Annotated in this window: 17 protein-coding genes; 12 read left to right on the top strand and 5 right to left on the bottom strand. The window is 67.4% G+C overall.

The window, feature by feature from the left end:
- Positions 1 to 223: 223 nt before the first annotated feature.
- Positions 224 to 733: a DUF1990 domain-containing protein gene (locus tag N536_RS0109560; RefSeq protein WP_036435921.1), complete on the bottom strand. Its 510-nt coding sequence runs from the start codon at positions 731 to 733 to the stop codon at positions 224 to 226.
- A gap of 5 nt (positions 734 to 738) precedes the next feature.
- Positions 739 to 3,852, bottom strand: coding sequence for a hypothetical protein (locus tag N536_RS0109555; RefSeq protein ID WP_155948530.1), 3,114 nt, complete (start codon positions 3,850 to 3,852; stop codon positions 739 to 741).
- Positions 3,853 to 3,927: 75 nt separating this feature from the next.
- Here N536_RS0109555 and N536_RS0109550 point away from each other — a divergent pair, with 75 nt between their 5' ends.
- The 11 genes from N536_RS0109550 (at position 3,928) to pdxT (ending at position 14,090) form a co-directional block, all read left to right on the top strand.
- Positions 3,928 to 4,599: a PaaI family thioesterase gene (locus N536_RS0109550; RefSeq protein ID WP_051574375.1), complete on the top strand. Its 672-nt coding sequence runs from the start codon at positions 3,928 to 3,930 to the stop codon at positions 4,597 to 4,599.
- The gene (locus N536_RS0109545) at positions 4,596 to 5,018 is read left to right on the top strand and encodes a TIGR02611 family protein (RefSeq protein WP_029113403.1); all 423 of its coding nucleotides are present in this window, start codon (positions 4,596 to 4,598) and stop codon (positions 5,016 to 5,018) included. Before N536_RS0109550 ends, N536_RS0109545 begins: the two co-directional genes overlap by 4 nt.
- 66 nt (positions 5,019 to 5,084) lie before the next feature.
- On the top strand, positions 5,085 to 7,139 hold the full coding sequence (gene thrS, locus N536_RS0109540; RefSeq protein ID WP_029113402.1) for a threonine--tRNA ligase: 2,055 nt from the start codon (positions 5,085 to 5,087) through the stop codon (positions 7,137 to 7,139).
- A complete protein-coding gene (locus N536_RS0109535) occupies positions 7,136 to 7,717 on the top strand; it encodes an HIT domain-containing protein (RefSeq protein ID WP_029113401.1) in 582 nt (193 codons plus the stop codon). Before thrS ends, N536_RS0109535 begins: the two co-directional genes overlap by 4 nt.
- Positions 7,714 to 8,400 (top strand): phosphatidylinositol phosphate synthase, encoded by a 687-nt coding sequence (gene pgsA, locus N536_RS0109530; RefSeq protein WP_029113400.1) that lies wholly within the window; start codon positions 7,714 to 7,716, stop codon positions 8,398 to 8,400. Before N536_RS0109535 ends, pgsA begins: the two co-directional genes overlap by 4 nt.
- A gap of 26 nt (positions 8,401 to 8,426) precedes the next feature.
- Positions 8,427 to 9,374 carry a phosphatidylinositol mannoside acyltransferase gene (locus N536_RS0109525; RefSeq protein WP_231514487.1) on the top strand — a complete coding sequence of 316 codons (948 nt, stop codon included), beginning with the start codon at positions 8,427 to 8,429 and terminating at the stop codon, positions 9,372 to 9,374.
- Positions 9,374 to 10,594: a glycosyltransferase family 4 protein gene (locus tag N536_RS37910; protein ID WP_051574374.1), complete on the top strand. Its 1,221-nt coding sequence runs from the start codon at positions 9,374 to 9,376 to the stop codon at positions 10,592 to 10,594. The genes N536_RS0109525 and N536_RS37910 overlap by 1 nt, the downstream gene beginning before the upstream one ends.
- The gene (locus N536_RS0109515) at positions 10,591 to 11,613 is read left to right on the top strand and encodes an NUDIX hydrolase (protein ID WP_029113398.1); all 1,023 of its coding nucleotides are present in this window, start codon (positions 10,591 to 10,593) and stop codon (positions 11,611 to 11,613) included. The genes N536_RS37910 and N536_RS0109515 overlap by 4 nt, the downstream gene beginning before the upstream one ends.
- 72 nt (positions 11,614 to 11,685) lie before the next feature.
- Positions 11,686 to 12,621 carry a pyridoxal 5'-phosphate synthase lyase subunit PdxS gene (gene pdxS / locus N536_RS0109510; RefSeq protein WP_155948542.1) on the top strand — a complete coding sequence of 312 codons (936 nt, stop codon included), beginning with the start codon at positions 11,686 to 11,688 and terminating at the stop codon, positions 12,619 to 12,621.
- Between the two features lie 42 nt (positions 12,622 to 12,663).
- Entirely contained in the window at positions 12,664 to 13,509 is an 846-nt protein-coding gene (gene tesB, locus N536_RS0109505; RefSeq protein WP_029113396.1) for an acyl-CoA thioesterase II, read from the top strand.
- Positions 13,506 to 14,090, top strand: coding sequence for a pyridoxal 5'-phosphate synthase glutaminase subunit PdxT (gene pdxT, locus N536_RS0109500; RefSeq protein ID WP_029113395.1), 585 nt, complete (start codon positions 13,506 to 13,508; stop codon positions 14,088 to 14,090). Before tesB ends, pdxT begins: the two co-directional genes overlap by 4 nt.
- 48 nt (positions 14,091 to 14,138) lie before the next feature.
- Here pdxT and N536_RS37905 read toward each other — a convergent pair whose 3' ends face one another.
- Positions 14,139 to 15,695, bottom strand: a complete 1,557-nt coding sequence (locus N536_RS37905) for an FAD-dependent monooxygenase (protein ID WP_051574372.1) — start codon at positions 15,693 to 15,695, stop codon at positions 14,139 to 14,141.
- A gap of 161 nt (positions 15,696 to 15,856) precedes the next feature.
- On the opposite strand from N536_RS37905, the gene N536_RS0109490 reads away from it, so the two are divergent.
- Complete coding sequence (locus tag N536_RS0109490) at positions 15,857 to 16,612, top strand: YebC/PmpR family DNA-binding transcriptional regulator (protein WP_029113394.1); 756 nt, start codon at positions 15,857 to 15,859, stop codon at positions 16,610 to 16,612.
- A 10-nt stretch (positions 16,613 to 16,622) separates the two neighbouring features.
- Here N536_RS0109490 and N536_RS41395 read toward each other — a convergent pair whose 3' ends face one another.
- Positions 16,623 to 16,901, bottom strand: a complete 279-nt coding sequence (locus N536_RS41395) for a hypothetical protein (RefSeq protein ID WP_081809154.1) — start codon at positions 16,899 to 16,901, stop codon at positions 16,623 to 16,625.
- A 120-nt stretch (positions 16,902 to 17,021) separates the two neighbouring features.
- A complete protein-coding gene (locus N536_RS0109480) occupies positions 17,022 to 17,852 on the bottom strand; it encodes an alpha/beta fold hydrolase (protein WP_051574414.1) in 831 nt (276 codons plus the stop codon).
- Between the last annotated feature and the right edge of the window lie 9 nt (positions 17,853 to 17,861).

Raw genomic sequence — 17,861 nt, 5'->3', positions numbered from 1 at the left:
TTCCGGTCGTCGTAACTAACTGGTTGACCAACAAGTTACTGATATGAGCAGCGTTCGTCAATGGCTCGGGGACCTTCACGCGCCATCTACCGCGCCCGACCTCCACCCGCCGCGCCCAACCTCCACATACCGCGCCGAAACTGCTAGGAGATCGTCGATCGGGCGATTTTCGCGATCTCCCAGCAGTTTCGGCGTGCGTCAATGGCTCGCGGACCTTCACCACCTACAGCGCCCGCAGGTACCTTCGGCTGATCACGCGTTGCGCCACGGACGTGATCGGGCCGGCAAGACGGCTCCACCAGGTTCCGTGCCGGGAGAACGCCGTCACCTCCGCGTACACCGCCTGGCTCGCCGGGTCGTAGCGCACGGCGAATAGTTCCTCACCGGTCTCCGGATGCCCGGGCAGGGTGCCGTAGGCAAATCCGCGCCGATCGGGTTCGTCGATCACGTACACCACCCGGCAGGGGGCCCGCAGCGGGCCGAGGCCGACGAGCACCTCAGAGCCGACCGCCGCGACCTCCGTCGTGGGCTCGACCCGGACTCCGGCGTCCCGCAGCATGCCCCACCGCATCACCGCGTCGGCGGCTTCCTCGAAGCGCTGCCTGCCGTGCCCGATCATCGCGGATGCGTCCAAGTGGTGGTAGCCCGCGGGAAGCGGCCCTGCGGTCGCACCGACCTCGGTGTAGGTCAGGGGAAGGGTGGCGAGGTCGCTGAGTCGGTTCCGGCGAGTCACCCCATTCACCTTGCCATGCGCAACCGGTACCCCGAATCCCTCCCGAGCTCGACCAGATGGTCGAAGCGACGGGGCGTCAGAAACTGATCGGCCGTGGAGTAGTGGGGGAAGCCCGGATCGGCGATGGCATATCGACGAAGATTCTTCGACATTGCCTGGCAGCTCTGCAATTTCACGTAGTGAATCTCGACGGTAATGGGTTGTCCGCCGATCCGGCGGTGGATGGGTATCTTGGTGACATTGGTCAGCGCCATACCGTCGTTGACCGGTTTCAGTTGAGCCAGCGCGTCTTCGACGTCCATGTCGTCAGCCTCGAAACCGTCCAGTTCGAGGGACGCCAACGTGAGCGCTTGGCGAAGCGTCGCAAAGGTACCAATGGCATCGCCGCTGGCATCCACGCAGTAGATCACGTTGCAATTCCTGCGAAGTAGTTCAACCAGTCCGAGGTTGTCCCAGTGCCCGCCATCGGTCACGAAGACGTACTTGTCGTAATTGCTGTACCAGCCGAGAATCTCCTTGAGCAGATAGCCCATGTGTGGTCGGGGCAGCGTGGAACCACTCAACCTGTGTCGAATTCGCCGCCACCCGCCTGAGTCGCTGGCGGCTGCCTGGCACGCTGTCTGAGACGACGGGTGGCCACCTTCTTGAAGTCCGATCACACTGGGCAGCCAGATCCCGAGGTCGGCATTGATGGTTGCCAGAAAGGCGTTCGTGCTCCCCAGGCTGGACCGGCCCATCGCAGAGGAGAACGCTGCGCCCGTCGTCGCCAACCACGATGAGACGTACTGCAAGTCCTCGAATCCGCCCCTGCCCATGGTCCGGCGGATGCCGGCGGCGACGTTCAGGTAGTCCTGCGTGGGCATGGTGCGGCCGCCCTGACGTATCCACCTCGGAGAGACGGTGAACGTCTCTGCGCGGAGTCCGCCGAGTGCAATCCCGTTGCGCTGTTGGGCGCAGCACAGCAGGAGTTCGGGTACAACCTCCGTATCCGAGCGTCCCGGCTCATCGCTTCCGCGAGTGCGACTTTCGAGTCGGCCCCAGTCCCAGGCGGCCGCCAAGTTGGGTTCGCCGTGGTAGGCATCGGCCGTCGGATCGAACGACGTGCGCAGACGCTTGGAGAAGACGTTGTGCAACGTCGGCCAGTTCGGGCTCAGCACCATGGAGATGAGAAGCAACAGTGCCACCGGAATCAAGACCACCCACGTCGGCCACCAGCCCTGCGCCGAGATGTACATCACGGTAAGCAGCCAGATGGCGAACAGAACCGTCAGCAGCACACCCAACAAGCGCGGCAGCATGCGGGCCACTCGTCCTTGCACCTGATGCAGCAGTGGGCCGCCAAAGAGCTTCCAGATGATCCCGCCGATGCTGAGCGCCACCGACGTGCTGATCGTGGACCACAGCGAGACCCATGCGTCCGCACCGTCCTCAATCAGTTTGAACAGTGCGGGCAAGGCGGCCAAGAACACCGCGGACAGCAGGGCAAGCCCAAGGAGCGCGGCACCGATGGGCCACTTGGCCGCCCACCGTGGACGCATCCCGCAGGCGAGCAGGGCCACAACGGCAACCACTGCGAGCCCGGCGCTCGGAAATAGCGCTTCCGGAACGCCTGCCCCACCGTGGCAGCCGGGTGCGTACCTGCACGAAATCACCGGACGATCGATGAACCAGCCCAGCGGCCATGCGATGAGAAAGAGCAGCGAGTACACGTACAGGATGTTGGTTGTCGAGCAGCACAGCACCCACGCAAGCGTTGGCAACAAGCCGTGGCGGCTGTTCAACAAGTACTTCTGCCGTTGGTAGGGCGACGAGAACGATGGGGCGACCAATCCGTCGATCACGGCGTCGGCACTGTTGGTGCGGTCAGCCGACGGATTGCTCTCTCGCGAATTCGTAGACGCTTCTTGCAGGGTCCAAGCGGTCGCCGCCCACGCCCCACCCGATACCGCAGCCAGATAACGTGCCTCGCTCAAGGGGCCCCACGGATCGAACGCCGGGACGGAGTGGTGGTCGGGCGAGACGCTCCGAACGCTCGTGGCCGTCGGCGCCCCGGTCCTCGCGCTCGGCAAGAGTTCGGGATCGTCGTCCGCCCCGGGGTGGTCGAGCTCTCGGCGGCGGTCGGCGTGACGGCCGGGATCTGCGGTGATCGAACCACTCCTCGTTTGATCCGCGGGTGCAGATGCGGTGTCCAGCGCGCGACCGACTCCGGCGCCCACCCGTCCCGTCGGACCGTCCGCTTTCCGCGCCGGCGTCGCAGCCGAGCCCCCCGGCTCCAATTCGCTCAACACCCCGAGCGCGAACGCGCTCGCGCGAATCCCACCCCCGCTCACGCAGACACCGACCACTCGCTCATCGCCTTCGGGTGCGGCTGGAACGGCGGGGGTCTCGGTTCCTGACTCGGTCACCGTTGTTTCAAGTGGCAACAGGGGATACAGCTCGGCACGCCGGGCGACCCACACCGAGATGGCCATGACGATTGCGACGGCCGCCACGGCCAGGCACATCCACTTCAACCATGCGGCGGTGAGGAGCACCGTCTCGAAGAACCATTGGACGCGCCAACCCGAATAGTCGAATACCGGGTGCCTGTCGGGTCCTGGTTTCATGACCGCCCACAACACGAAGTTCTCGACGAGGTCGCACAGCGCTGCAATGGCGGGCAGCCAGATGACGAACGAGGCGCGGCGCAAGGCCTGCGCCTCGTAGCGCCACCAGCCGGCGATCAACACCAGGCAGCCAACGAGGCCGTACCCGACGAGCAGGAGGAAGTCCCACTTCACCAACTCCCAGCCCGACGGGTTCGCCGCACAGCCGACCACCGCGCTCTTCAGCCGATCCGACGTTCCGGCCAGCTGGGACGCAATCTGGAATTCCGCGCATCCGGCGGTGCGAATGTGGGTCAGCCACAGGCCGATCGCCACCAGCACGCCGCCGACGACCAGTCCAGCCCAGAACAGCCCGTGCAGTCGACGGCGCTGACGAATCTGCGGCGGCTCCTCGCTGGCGGGTTTTCTCCACCGACTCGAGCCCGGCGGAACCGAGACTCGCGAAAAGGCCCGCTCGGCAAGTGAAAGATCCACTCCGCCGTCTGGGCGGCCCGCCCCCTGCTGACGCGTCATCACGCACCCCCCACCGAAACGTTCCCCGGAGTCAGTTTCTAGCCGCACTTGAACCGGAATGGGGAGCTTTTCGACATGCCGGCACCGTCACGGCCCACCGCGAACGCATACGGTGGCCTGGTGCAACCCGATCCCGAAGACGAGCACCGCGGCGGCGGATTCAACCCGCCGGTGCCCACCAACCGCGGCGGCCCGGACTACGGGCGATTCGTCGAGGCCGTGCGCTCATTGCAGGACCACGCCCGTGCCGCCGACGCGCCCGACGACGTGATCGCCAAGGCCGCCGACATGCTCGAGGACCTCAATCACCTGCTGGCGCCCTACGACGCCGATGAGTGGCAATCGCCGTCGGGACGGCGGATGGACCTGCCCAACCGGGGCAACATCATGCAGGTGCCCGTCGACCTCGTCGTCACAGAAGACGGCCGGGTCGGTGGCACCGCGAAGTTCCGCCGGTTCCACCTCGGCCGCAACGCCGCGGTGCACGGCGGCGCCGTGGCGCTGCTGTTCGATTCGCTGCTGGGCTTCACCGCGTTCAAGCTCAGCAAGACGCGCTACCAACGCACGGCCTACCTGCACGTGAACTACCGGCGGGTCGCACCGGTCGAAAAGGAACTGCAGGTCGAGTCTTGTATCGACCGGATCGACGGCCGCAAGATCTTCGTCTCGGGGCGCCTGCTCGACGGCGACGCGGTGCTCTGCGACGCCGAAGCACTGTTCGTGAAATTGAAGCCGGGGCAGCCATGAGCAAGACCAACGAGTTGAAGCGGCGCTGGGCTCGGTGGCGCGACAAGCTGCGCGACCGGCCCGCCGCCGACTTCACCTACCGCATCGTGGTCGGGGTCATCGGATTGATCGTGCTCGTCGCGGGAATCCTGGCGATCCCGTACCCGGGTCCCGGCTGGGCCATCGTCTTCATCGGCCTGGCCATCCTGGCCACCGAGTTCGAGTGGGCACACCGGCTGCTGCGATATACCCGCGACCGCTACGACCGCGTGATGGCCTGGTTCAAGCGGCAAGGCCTGTGGGTGCAGGCCCTGGGCGTCGCGTTCACCGCCGCGGTGGTGCTCGGCACGCTGTGGCTGCTCGGAGCGCTCGCCTGGGCCGCGGGTCTGGTGGGCCTCGACTCCGCGGCACTGAAGAGCCCCATCGGTCTGGGGTCCTGACCACCCGCACCGATAGCATGGTCGCGGTCAGAAAACCCCGCACACCCGCATTGAGGAGATCCACCGATGAGCGCCGCCGCCAGCCCAGCCCTAGCAGCCCCGATCCGGGTCGCTGCCGGGACGACCGCAGGGGCGGCGGTTCGTGCTGCGGAGCTGCCGACCAGGGGAGCGCCTGACGCCGTCGTCGTCGTGCGCGACGCCGAGGGCCAGCTGCGTGATCTGTCCTGGGTACCCGAAGTCGACGTCGAGGTGACCCCCGTCGCCGCCGACACCGAGGACGGGCGCAGCGTCATCCGGCACTCGACTGCGCACGTCCTCGCGCAGGCGGTGCAGGCCCTGTTTCCCGAGGCGAAGCTCGGCATCGGCCCGCCGATCACCGACGGCTTCTACTACGACTTCGACGTGCCGCGGGCCTTCACTCCGGAGGACCTCGAGGCCCTCGAGAAGCGCATGCGCCAGATCGTCAAGGACGGGCAGCTGTTCGACCGGCGCGTCTACGAGTCCAAGGACCAAGCCCGCGAGGAATTGGCCAACGAGCCATTCAAGTTGGAGCTGATCGACGACAAGTCCGGCGACCCCGACGTCATGGAGGTCGGCGGCGCTGAGCTGACCGCCTACGACAACCTGAATCCCCGCACCAGGGAACGAGTTTGGGGCGACTTGTGCCGCGGACCGCACATCCCGACGACGAAGTACATCCCGGCGTTCAAGCTGACCCGTAGTTCTGCCGCGTACTGGCGCGGTGACCAAGAGAATGCCAGCCTGCAGCGCATCTACGGCACCGCCTGGGAGTCGCAGGAGGCGCTCGACCGCCACCTCGAACTGCTCGAGGAGGCGCAGCGCCGCGACCACCGCAGGCTCGGCGCCGAGCTGGACCTGTTCAGCTTCCCCGACGAGATCGGATCCGGCCTGCCGGTCTTCCACCCCAAGGGCGGCATCGTCCGCCGCGAACTCGAGGACTACTCGCGGCGCAAGCACATCGAGGCGGGCTACGAGTTCGTCAACACCCCGCACATCACCAAGGCGCAGCTGTTTCACACCTCGGGCCACCTCGACTGGTACGCGGACGGGATGTTCCCCCCGATGCACATCGACGCCGAGTTCAACGAGGACGGCACGGTGCGCAAGCCCGGTCAGGACTACTACCTGAAGCCGATGAACTGCCCGATGCACTGCCTGATCTTCCGGGCTCGCGGCAGGTCGTATCGTGAACTTCCACTGCGCGCCTTCGAGTTTGGCTCCGTATACCGGTACGAGAAGTCGGGCGTGGTGCACGGGTTGACCCGGGTGCGCGGCCTGACCATGGACGACGCGCACATCTTCTGCACGCGCGATCAGATGCGCGGTGAGCTCACCTCGCTGCTGCAGTTCATCCTCGATCTGCTGGGCGACTACGGCCTCCAGGACTTCTACCTGGAACTCTCGACGAAGGATCCAAAGAAGTTCGTCGGCTCCGACGAGATCTGGGAGGAGGCCACCACCACGCTCGCCGAGGTGGCCGCCGAGTCGGGTCTGGAACTCGTGCCCGACCCGGGTGGCGCGGCGTTCTACGGTCCGAAGATCTCGGTGCAGGCCCGCGACGCGCTCGGCCGTAGTTGGCAGATGTCGACCATCCAGCTGGACTTCAACTTCCCCGAGCGGTTCGAGCTCGAGTACACCGCCGCCGACGGTTCCCGGCAACGCCCGGTGATGATTCACCGTGCGCTGTTCGGCTCGATCGAGCGGTTCTTCGGCATCCTCACCGAGCACTATGCGGGTGCGTTCCCCGCCTGGCTGGCACCGGTACAGGTGGTGGGCATCCCGGTTTCCGATGCGCACGTGGAATATCTGGAAGGCGTTGCGGCGCAACTGAAGGCGCGCGGCATCCGAGTCGACGTGGACGCCAGTGACGACCGCATGGCCAAGAAGATCGTCAACCACACCAACCAGAAGGTCCCATTCATGTTGCTCGCCGGCGACAAGGACGTCGACGCGGGCGCGGTCAGCTTCCGGTTCGGCGACCGCACGCAGATCAACGGGGTGCCGCGTGACGAGGCGGTCGAGGCCATCGCGGCCTGGATCGCCGCGCGCGAAAATGCCGCTCCCACTGCGGAACTGCTCGAGGTGGGCGCCAAACCGTGACGGAAGACCCCGCGCGAAGCGATGAGACCGGGATCGTCGATCACGGTGTAGGCGAAGCCGACCATCTTCAGCGCCTCTGGACGCCGCACCGGATGAGCTACATCGCCGAGTCGCCGATGAAGAAGGGCGAGCAGGGTGGTTCGGCGGCGTCCACCGAACCGTTCACCGACATCCCGACGCTGTCCGACGAAGAGGGCCTGGTGGTGGCCCGCGGTGAACTCGTGTACGCGGTGCTCAACCTCTACCCGTACAACCCGGGACACCTGATGGTGGTGCCCTACCGGCGGGTGTCCGAACTCGAGGACCTAACGGTCGAGGAGAGCGCCGAGCTGATGGCGTTCACGCAGAAGGCGATTCGCGTCATCAAGGGTGTGTCGCGGCCGCATGGCTTCAACGTCGGACTGAACCTCGGCAGGTCCGCGGGGGGATCCCTTGCCGAGCACCTGCACCTGCACGTCGTGCCGCGCTGGGGTGGGGACGCCAACTTCATCACCATCATCGGCGGCTCCAAGATCATTCCGCAGCTGCTGCGCGACACCCGCCAACTGCTGGCCACCGCATGGGAGGCGCAGCCGTGAGTGACTTCTATCTGCTGACCAGGGCGGCCTACGCGAAGCTCAGCAGGCCGGTGGCGAAGGCCGCACTGCGCACGGGCCTCACCCCGGACAGCATCACCATCATCGGCACTGCAGGCACGATCATCTCCGCGCTGACGCTGTTTCCCATCGGGCAGCTGTGGTGGGGGTCGTTCGCGGTCTTCGTCTTCGTGCTGGCCGACATGCTCGACGGCGCGATGGCGCGTGAACGAGGCTTCGGCACCCGATTCGGTGGTGTGCTCGACGCCACCTGCGATCGGATCGCCGACGGCGCGATCTTCTGCGGCCTGCTGTGGTGGGCCGCCTTCGGCATGCACAGCACCGAGTTGGTGGTGGCGACGATGATCTGCCTGGTCACGTCGCAAGTGGTGTCCTACATCAAGGCGCGCGCCGAGGCCAACGGGCTTGAGGGTGGCGGCGGCCTGATTGAACGGCCCGAGCGGCTGATCATCGTCCTGGCCGGCGCCGGGTTGTCGGGCGTGCCGTTCCTGCACGTGCCGTGGCTGGTGCACGTCGCGATGTGGGCGCTGGCGGCGGCCAGCCTCATCACGCTGGGCCAGCGGCTGCACACCGTGCGCACGTCGGAGGGCGCGATGGATCCGCTGAAGAACGAGCCCGCACAGCAGCCGCCCGCCGATACCTCGGAAAAGGCGAGCGACGCGTGAGCACGCCGTCGGCGGGTCTGCCGCGGGTGCGCGGAATCAAGCTTCCGCTGGGTGGACAACTGACCGACTTGGGGTTCGCCGCGGGCTGGCGGATGGTGCGCGCCATGCCAGAGTTCGCCGCGCGCAACGCCTTTGATGCCGGCGCGCTGTACGCCGCACGTGGCGGGGGACCGGAGCAGCTGCGAAAGAACCTCGCCAGGGTGATCGGGGTACCTCCCGCCGAGGTGCCGGCCGAGCTGATTCGTGCTTCGCTGGCCTCCTACGCCCGATACTGGCGGGAGGCGTTCCGGTTGCCGTCGATGAATCATCAGGTGCTGGCCCGTCGGCTGGACGCGGCGGTGGTGGGCAGCGAGAACGTCGCGGCAGGGCTGGAAGCCGGCCGTGGCGTCGTGCTGGCTCTGCCGCACAGCGGCAACTGGGACATGTCCGGCGTCTGGCTGACCAACACCTACGGTGCGTTCGCCACCGTCGCCGAGCGGCTCAAGCCGGAGTCGCTGTACAAGCGGTTCATCGACTACCGCGAGAGCCTCGGCTTCGAAGTGCTCCCGTTGACCGGCGGCGAGCGGCCGCCGTTCGAGATCCTGACCGAGCGACTCCGTGACAACGGCCTGGTCTGCCTGATGTCCGATCGCGACCTGACCCGGTCGGGCGTGCAGGTCGACTTCTTCGGCGAGCCCACCCGACTGCCCGCCGGGCCGGCCAAGCTCGCGCTCGCCACCGGTGCGGCACTGCTGCCCGCGCACTCGCACTTCGAGCCCGACGTGTCGGTGACCACGATCCATCCGCCGCTGGACACGTCGTCGGGCAGCGTCGACGTGATCACCCAGAAGCTGGCCGACCAGTTCGCCACCAACATCGCCGCCCACCCCGCCGATTGGCACATGCTGCAACCGCAGTGGATCGCCGACCTGTCGGAGGAACGCCGGGCCCGGCTCGCGGACGGGCCTCGACTGAAAGAAGTCGGGGAGCCCTGATGCGCATCGGGATGGTCTGCCCGTACTCGTTCGACGTACCCGGCGGCGTCCAGGCGCACGTGCTGCAACTCGCCGAGGTGATGCGCGGGTACGGCCATGAGGTGAGCGTCCTTGCCCCGTCGTCGCCCGGCGCCACGCTGCCCGACTACGTCGTCTCCGGCGGCAAGGCCGTCCCCATCCCGTACAACGGGTCGGTCGCGCGGCTGCGGTTCGGCCCGGCGACCCACCGCAGGGTCAAGAAGTGGCTCGCCGAGGGTGACTTCGACGTGCTGCATCTGCACGAGCCGAACGCGCCAAGCCTGTCGATGCTGGCGCTGCAGGCCGCCGAGGGGCCGATCGTCGCAACGTTTCACACGTCGACCACGAAGTCGTTGACGCTCAGCGTATTTCAGGGCATCTTGCGCCCGTTCCACGAGAAGATCGTCGGCCGCATCGCCGTGTCGGATCTGGCCAGGCGCTGGCAGATGGAAGCGCTGGGCTCCGACGCGGTCGAGATCCCCAACGGGGTGGACGTCGAATCGTTCGCGTCGGCGCCGCGGCTCGACGGCTACCCGCGACCTGGCAAGTCCGTGCTGTTCCTCGGCCGCTTCGACGAACCGAGAAAGGGCATGGCGGTGCTACTCGCGGCGCTGCCCGCGCTCGTCGAGGCGTTGCCCGACGTCGAGGTGCTCATCGTCGGGCGTGGCGACGAGGAGGAGTTATCGGAGGAGGCCGGCGCGCTCGCCGGTCACCTGCGCTTCCTGGGTCTGGTCGACGACGCGGCCAAGGCGTCCGCCATGCGCAGCGCCGACGTGTATTGCGCACCGAACACCGGAGGCGAGAGCTTCGGCATCGTGCTGGTGGAGGCCATGGCGGCCGGTACCGCCGTGGTCGCCAGCGACCTCGACGCGTTCCGCCGGGTGCTGGAGGAAGGGGCGGCGGGCCGGCTGGTGCCCGTCGACGATCCGGCTGCGCTCGCCACGGCGCTGATCGAGGTGCTGTCCGACGATGCGGCGCGTGAGCGCTACGTCGGGGCCGCGACCAAGGCCGTGCGGCGCTACGACTGGTCGGTCGTCGCCCACCAGATCCTGCGGGTGTACGAGACGGTGGCCGGCGCCGGTGCGAAGGTTCGGGTCGCGGGTGCGGGTGCGAAGGTTGCGGCGGCGGGTAGTCCACGCAAGCGCGGTTCCAGCGGAGCGGCGCGAGCGCGCAAGAGCGAAGTGACCGGGGGAATCGAATGATCACGTGGATCGTCGTGATCACACTCGTCGTCGTGGCCGTGGTGCTGCTCGTCGGCGGCGTCTGGGCCTTCCAGACCGCCAACCGGCTGGATCGCCTGCACGTCCGCTATGACCTGTCCTGGCAGGCGTTGGACGGGCTGCTGGCTCGCCGCGCCGTGGTGGCCAGGGCGGTCGCCACAGACGCCTACGGCCGAGCTCCCGAGGGCAGGCGGTTGGCCGCGCTGGCCGACGCCGCCGAGCGGGCGCCGCGTTCGGGGCGGGAAGCGGCCGAGAACGAACTGTCCGCCGCGCTCGCGATGGTGGATCCCGCGTCGCTGCCGGTGGGCTTGGTGGCGGAGTTGGCCGACGCCGAGGCGCGCGTGATTCTGGCCCGCCGCTTCCACAACGACGCCGTCCGCGACACCCTGGCACTGCGCGAGCGGCCGCTGGTGCGATGGCTTCACCTCGGTGGAACCGCCGCATTGCCAACTTATTTCGAGATCGCCGAACGATCCGCTCAGCGCTCCATCGGGCCGGTGAGTCCGCGGATCTCGGCGCGCGTCGTCCTGCTCGACGAACTGGGCTGCGTATTGCTGTTCTGCGGGTCCGATCCCGGGGCACAGTCCGCCGTCGTGCCGCGGTGGTGGTTCACGGTCGGCGGCGCCGTCGAACCGGACGAGTCGCTCACCGATGCCGCGGTGCGTGAGATCGCGGAGGAGACGGGGCTGCGCGTCAGTCCGGCGGACCTCATCGGTCCGGTGTGGCGGCGCGACGCGGTGTTCGAGTTCAACGGCACCGTGATCCGCAGTGAGGAGATGTTCTTCATCTACCGCACGACGCGGTTCGAGCCGTCGACCACCGGCCACACCGCCCTGGAGCGTCGCACCATTCACGGACACCGATGGTGCGACGCGGCCACCATCGCCGAACTGAACGACCGCGGTGAGATCGTTTACCCGCTACAGCTGGCCGAACTGCTCGTGGAGGCCAATGAGATGGCCGCGGGTGGACCGGCCAGAGAGTTGCAATCGATCCGCTGAGCTGCGGATTAATTCGATTTGGCCGGGCCACTAGACTGGTTCCGTACTTATTTGGAGGAGAAGGCAGTGGATATCGGCGGGCAGGGGCAGGAGCGCAGGGGCAACACCGCGCCTGAGACGAACGGGTCGGTCACCGGCACCGCGCGGGTGAAGCGTGGCATGGCCGAGATGCTCAAGGGCGGCGTCATCATGGACGTCGTCACCCCGGAGCAGGCTCGCATCGCCGAGGGTGCCGGAGCGGTCGCCGTGATGGCGCTCGAGCGCGTCCCGGCCGACATCCGCGCGCAGGGCGGCGTGTCGCGGATGAGCGACCCCGACATGATCGAGGGCATCATCTCCGCGGTCACCATCCCGGTGATGGCCAAGGCGCGGATCGGCCACTTCGTGGAGGCGCAGATCCTGCAGAGCCTGGGAGTCGACTACGTCGACGAGTCCGAGGTGCTCACTCCCGCCGACTACGCCAACCACATCGACAAGTGGCGTTTCACCGTGCCGTTCGTCTGCGGTGCCACCAATCTCGGCGAGGCGTTGCGCCGCATCACCGAGGGCGCGGCGATGATCCGCTCGAAGGGCGAGGCGGGTACCGGTGACGTGTCCAACGCCACCACGCACATGCGGTCCATCCTCGGCGAGATCCGCCGGATCGGTTCGCTGAGCGATGACGAATTGTTCGTCGCGGCAAAGGAATTGCAGGCACCCTACGATCTGGTCGTCGAGGTGGCACGGGCGGGCAAGCTGCCGGTGACGATGTTCACCGCGGGCGGTATCGCCACGCCCGCCGACGCGGCGATGATGATGCAGCTGGGCGCCGAGGGCGTGTTCGTCGGTTCGGGCATCTTCAAGTCCGGCGACCCCGCCGCGCGTGCGGCGGCGATCGTCAAGGCCACCACGTTCTACGACGACCCGGACGTGTTGGCCAAGGTGTCGCGCGGGCTGGGGGAGGCCATGGTCGGCATCAACGTCGAGGACATCGCGCAGCCACACCGGCTCGCCGAACGCGGCTGGTAGGGGTGCGACGCTCGCGCGATGCGCGGATGGCACAGTAGCCGCATGTCGATCGAAACGATCCTCGATCTCGAGCAGCTCGAGGTCAACATCTACCGCGGTGGTGTGTTCAGCCCCGAATCGGGGTTCCTGCAGCGCACTTTCGGCGGTCACGTGGCCGGCCAGTCACTGGTGTCGGCGGTGCGTACGGTCGATCCGCGCTACCAGGTCCATTCGCTGCACGGATACTTCCTGCGGCCGGGCGACGCCAGGGCTCCCACGGTGTACCTGGTCGAGCGGCTCCGCGACGGCGGATCGTTCGCCACCCGACGGGTCAACGCTATCCAGCACGGCGAGACGATCTTCTCGATGTCGGCGTCGTTTCAGACCGACCAGAGCGGCATCGAACACCAGGATGCGATGCCGGCCGCGCCGCCGCCGGACGACCTGCCCAGCTTCCGGTCCGGTGGCGCGTTCGACGACGCCGGATTCGCCCAGTTCGCCGAGTGGGACGTCCGCATCGTGCCGCGTGACCAGGTGGCGCTGTTGCCCGGCAAGGCTTCCCAGCAGCAGGTGTGGTTCCGGCACGCAGACCCGCTGCCCGACGACCCGGTGCTGCACATCTGCGCGCTCGCCTACCTGAGCGATCTGACGCTGCTGGGTTCGGCACAGGTCAACCACCCCGACGAGCGCAAGCACCTGAACATCGCCTCGCTCGACCACGCGATGTGGTTCATGCGGCCGTTCCGCGCCGACGAATGGCTGCTGTACGACCAGTCGTCGCCGTCGGCGTGCGGGGGACGATCGTTGACGCAGGGCAAGCTGTTCAACCAGTACGGGGAGATGGTCGCGGCGGTGATGCAGGAGGGGCTGACCCGCTACCAGCGTGACTTCACGCCGCCCCGCAAGTGAGCCCGCCCCGCGTCGGTGTCCTTGCGCTGCAAGGTGATACCCGAGAACATCTCGCCGCCCTGACCGAGGCCGGCGCCGATGCGGTGACGGTGCGCCGTCGGGCCGAGTTGGACGGCGTCGACGCGCTGGTGATCCCCGGTGGCGAATCCACGACGATGAGCCATCTGCTGCGCGAATTCGAGCTGCTCGAGCCGCTGCGGGCCCGGTTGGCCGACGGCATGCCGGCGTACGGATCCTGTGCGGGCATGATCTTGCTGGCGTCCTCCATCAACGACGCCGGCGTGCCCGGCCGCGAGGCCCTACCGCTCGGGGCGATTGACATGACAGTGCGCCGCAACGCCTTTGGTCGACAGGTGGATTCCTTCGAGGGTGACATCCCCTTCGAAGGACTGGACGGACCCGTACACGCGGTGTTCATCCGCGCACCGTGGGTCGAGCGCGTCGGCCCGGACGTCGAGATCCTCGCCGAGGCGGCAGGGCATCCGGTCGCGGTCCGGCAGGGCCGCATGCTGGCCACGTCGTTTCACCCAGAGATGACCGGCGATCGCCGCGTGCATCGCCTGTTCGTCGCCTCCCTGTAGGGATTTCGGCGTGATCGGTAACGGTGCGGGTGACGCCGCACGCCGAAATCACCAGAGGGACGCGAAGTAGTCGGCGACGCCGGTGTGATCGTCGAGTGCGGTGACCGCGCCGATGTAGCCGTCGGGGCGCACCACCACGCGGCCGCCGTCGCGCAGGCCGTATCGCCCGGCGACCGACCCGCCGGGATCGGCGACGACGGCGTCATAACCATCGACGGGTGTGTCGTCGCCGGTGATCAGGACCTGAACCGACTCGGGTGCGGCGGCGGGCGCCGGTCTGCCCGCTGCGACGGTCAGAATCGTGTGTCCGGTGTTGGCGCCGCACGCCGCGCCGAGCTGCTTCTGCACCATCGCGTCGGAGACGTGCGGAAGATGCTGACCTGCAACCACTTCGGCGTGGCGAGGGTGCCGGTCGAGGACCGCCGGGCTGCCCTGATAGCCGACGCCGACTTCCTCGACGACGGTGGCGATCTGTCGGCCGACGGCCGGGATGGCGCCCATCACTCGCAGGATGGCGTTGCGCACCACGCGGGCTCCGCCACGCAGCGTGCCGGCCTTGGTCAGGGTGGTACTGAAGTCGATGACCTTCTCGGCGACCGGATGACGCTCGTCGTGGTAGCTGTCGAGCAGCGCTTCGCCGCCGACGCCGTCAATCACCGCGGCCAGCTTCCACGCCAGGTTGAACGCGTCCTGCATGCCGGTGTTCATGCCCTGCCCGCCGGCCGGGCTGTGGATGTGGGCGGCGTCGCCCGCCAGGAACACCCGGCCGTGCCGATAGCTGGGCACCTGGCCGTGGTGGATCTCGAAGCAGGTCAGCCAGTGGCTGTTCGTGATCGTGATACCCCCGACGCGGTCGTCGAGGATCCGCTGCAGGTCGGTCTGGCTGGGGTGCAGGTTCAGTGGTGTCGAGTCCGCATCATGGATCTCGGCCATCAAGCGGGCGCGGCCGCCGCGCATCGGCATTGCGATCACTGGACCCTCGGGTGCGAAGAACGTGTACATGAACTCGTCGCCGAGGTCGTGCTCGGCGTCGCAGTCGCCGAGGATGAATCGCTCGCCCTTGAACGAGCCCCGCAGTCGAGTGCCGACGAGGTGGCGCGCGGCGCTGTGCGCGCCGTCCGCCCCGACTACCCACGACGTGTCCACCGTCGTCTCGGAACCGTCGGAACGTCGCACGGTCAGCCGGACACCGCTGTCGTGCTGGGTCAGTCCGACGAGTTCCAGACCGCGGCCGACCGTCACGCCGAGGCCGGTCAGCCGCTCCGTGAGCACGCGTTCGGTTTCGGTCTGGGGCGTGAGCAACGAATAGGGGTGAGCGCTGTCGACTCCGCCGAACGCGACGTCGAACAGCGGGCGTCGATTGCTGAACATCTTCATGCCCGTCGACTTCACGGCGGTCGCGGCGAGATCGTCGATGACTCCCATTCGGTCGAGCATGTCGAGGCTGCGGGCGTGTACGGCGATCGCGCGTGACTCACTGGTCGGCTCGTCCAGCTTGTCCATGATTTGGATGCGCACGCCGCGGCGGGCGAGCTCGCAGGCGGCGATCAGGCCGACCGGGCCCGCGCCGACGACCACGACCTCGGGGTTCTGCGCAGCGGTCATGTCGACCTTCCAATCTCGTGTTCCGTCGCCGGGAATTTGACGCTAGTGCAACCATGGCTGGGAATCCGGTTTCGCCAGGCCGAGGGATGAACGCGGCGCACTCGAGCGTCCACGTAGACTCGTCGGGTTATGAGTGGCGAGCGAGAAGAGGTAGTAGGGCGATGAGCGGCCATTCCAAGTGGGCCACCACGAAGCATCAGAAGGCCGTCAAGGACGCGCGCCGCGGCAAGGAGTTCGCCCGGCTGATCAAGAACATCGAGGTGGCCGCGCGCACTGGTGGCGGCGATCCCGCGGGCAACCCGACCTTGTTCGACGCCATCCAGAAGGCCAAGAAGACGTCGGTACCGAACGACAACATCGAGCGGGCCCGCAAGCGCGGCGCCGGTGAAGAAGCGGGCGGCGCCGACTGGCAGCCCATCACGTACGAGGGGTACGGGCCGAACGGCGTCGCGATCCTCATCGAGTGCCTGACCGACAATCGCAACCGTGCGGCCGGCGAGGTCCGTGTCGCCATGACGCGCAACGGCGGCAACATGGCCGATCCCGGCTCGGTGTCCTATCTGTTCACCCGCAAGGGCGTCGTGACGCTGGAGAAGAACGGCCTCACCGAGGACGACGTCCTGACCGCTGTGTTGGACGCGGGCGCCGAGGACGTCAATGACCTTGGCGACAGCTTCGAGGTGATCTCCGAGCCCACCGACCTGGTGGCGGTGCGAACGGCGTTGCAGGAAGCGGGAATTGACTACGAATCGGCCGAGGCCAGCTTCCAGCCGTCGGTCACGGTGCCGGTCGACCTCGACGGTGCCCGCAAGGTACTCAAGCTGATCGACGCGCTCGAGGAGAGCGACGACGTGCAGGACGTCTACTCGAACGTCGACATTCCCGACGACGTCGCCGCTGCCCTCGACGAGGACTGACCTTCGAGGATCAGCGGTGGCCGCCCATGCCGTGGCCGCCATGATCGAGGCCGCCGTGGTCGAGGATCACGAGGCCGCCGAAGTACGGATATTGCTGCTGATACTGCACATCTGGCGGGGTGGCGGTGAGCTGAACGTTGCCCGGTGTCTGGCATTGCGTGCTCGAACTGCTCAGCGTCGTGCAGGTAGGCGGTTGACCGCTTTCGGCTGCGAGAGCCACGGGGGCTAAGGCGATGGATCCTGCCGCTGCGGCTGCTAGCAAGGCCGGCGTGGCGAGGCGCATTTTCATGTTCACGATGAATCTCCTGACGGGAACCGAACATTCGTTTCCCACTCAAATCCAGCGTCGGTGTGACCCGAGTCGATGCCCACCCCTGCGGTGGGATCGGTCACACGGTGCACCCGGCGTTCACCGGGCCAGGAACGCGCCGATCTCGCGGGCGGTCTGCGCGGGCTGGTCGAGCATGATCAGCACGTTCGCATCCTCGACGTAGCGCAGGGTTCCATTCGTCAGGCCAGCCAGGCGGGCAGCGTGGTCGTCGGGCATGACGGGGTTGTGGCTCCACAGCACGAGCACGTCGCCGTCGAAGTCGGCGAGCCTCATGGTGCTGCGCAGCAGATCGGGTTTGACGAACTTGGTGCGGCAGTACTTCACCAGATCGCGCCGGATGCGTGCGTCCTCGAGGCCGGCGTCGAACCACGCGTCGACGATCCGTTGGGGGATGGGCTTCTTCGCCATCATCCCGAAGATCAGCCACTGCCGGCGTAGCCAGCCGACGCGAAGCTGGCGCATCGCCAGCGACACGGTCAGCGGACTGCGGCTGGCCAGCCAGGCGACCTTGCCCGGAACGCCGGGTGGAAAGTTCTCGAACGCCTCCGACGGGCAGATCACCAGACTGCCCACCCGCTTGTCGCGGCCCGCGGCGGTCAGGAAGAGCGCGCCGCCCCAGTCGGTGACCACCAACGTCACGTCGCTCAGGTCCAGGGCGTCGAGGAAGTCGGCGACGATGCCGACCATGCCGGGCATGGTCAGGTCCGCATCTTCGCGCATCGGGATCCGGTGCCCGCCCATCGGCAACACCGGCAGCAGATAGCGGAAGCCCGGCGGCAATAGGGGCAGCGTCAAATCCCATTGGGCGTCGTTCATGAGCAGACCGTGCAGCAGGACGACCGGGGGACCGCTCGGGTCGCCCTCTTCGCGGTACTGGATGGTGCCGGCAATGACGTCGACGGACTGCATGGCGCCTCC

Source organism: Mycobacterium sp. URHB0044 (assembly GCF_000620625.1).
In the GTDB taxonomy this organism is placed as follows: Bacteria; Actinomycetota; Actinomycetes; order Mycobacteriales; family Mycobacteriaceae; genus Mycobacterium.
This window is presented reverse-complemented; position numbering and strand designations above follow the sequence as displayed.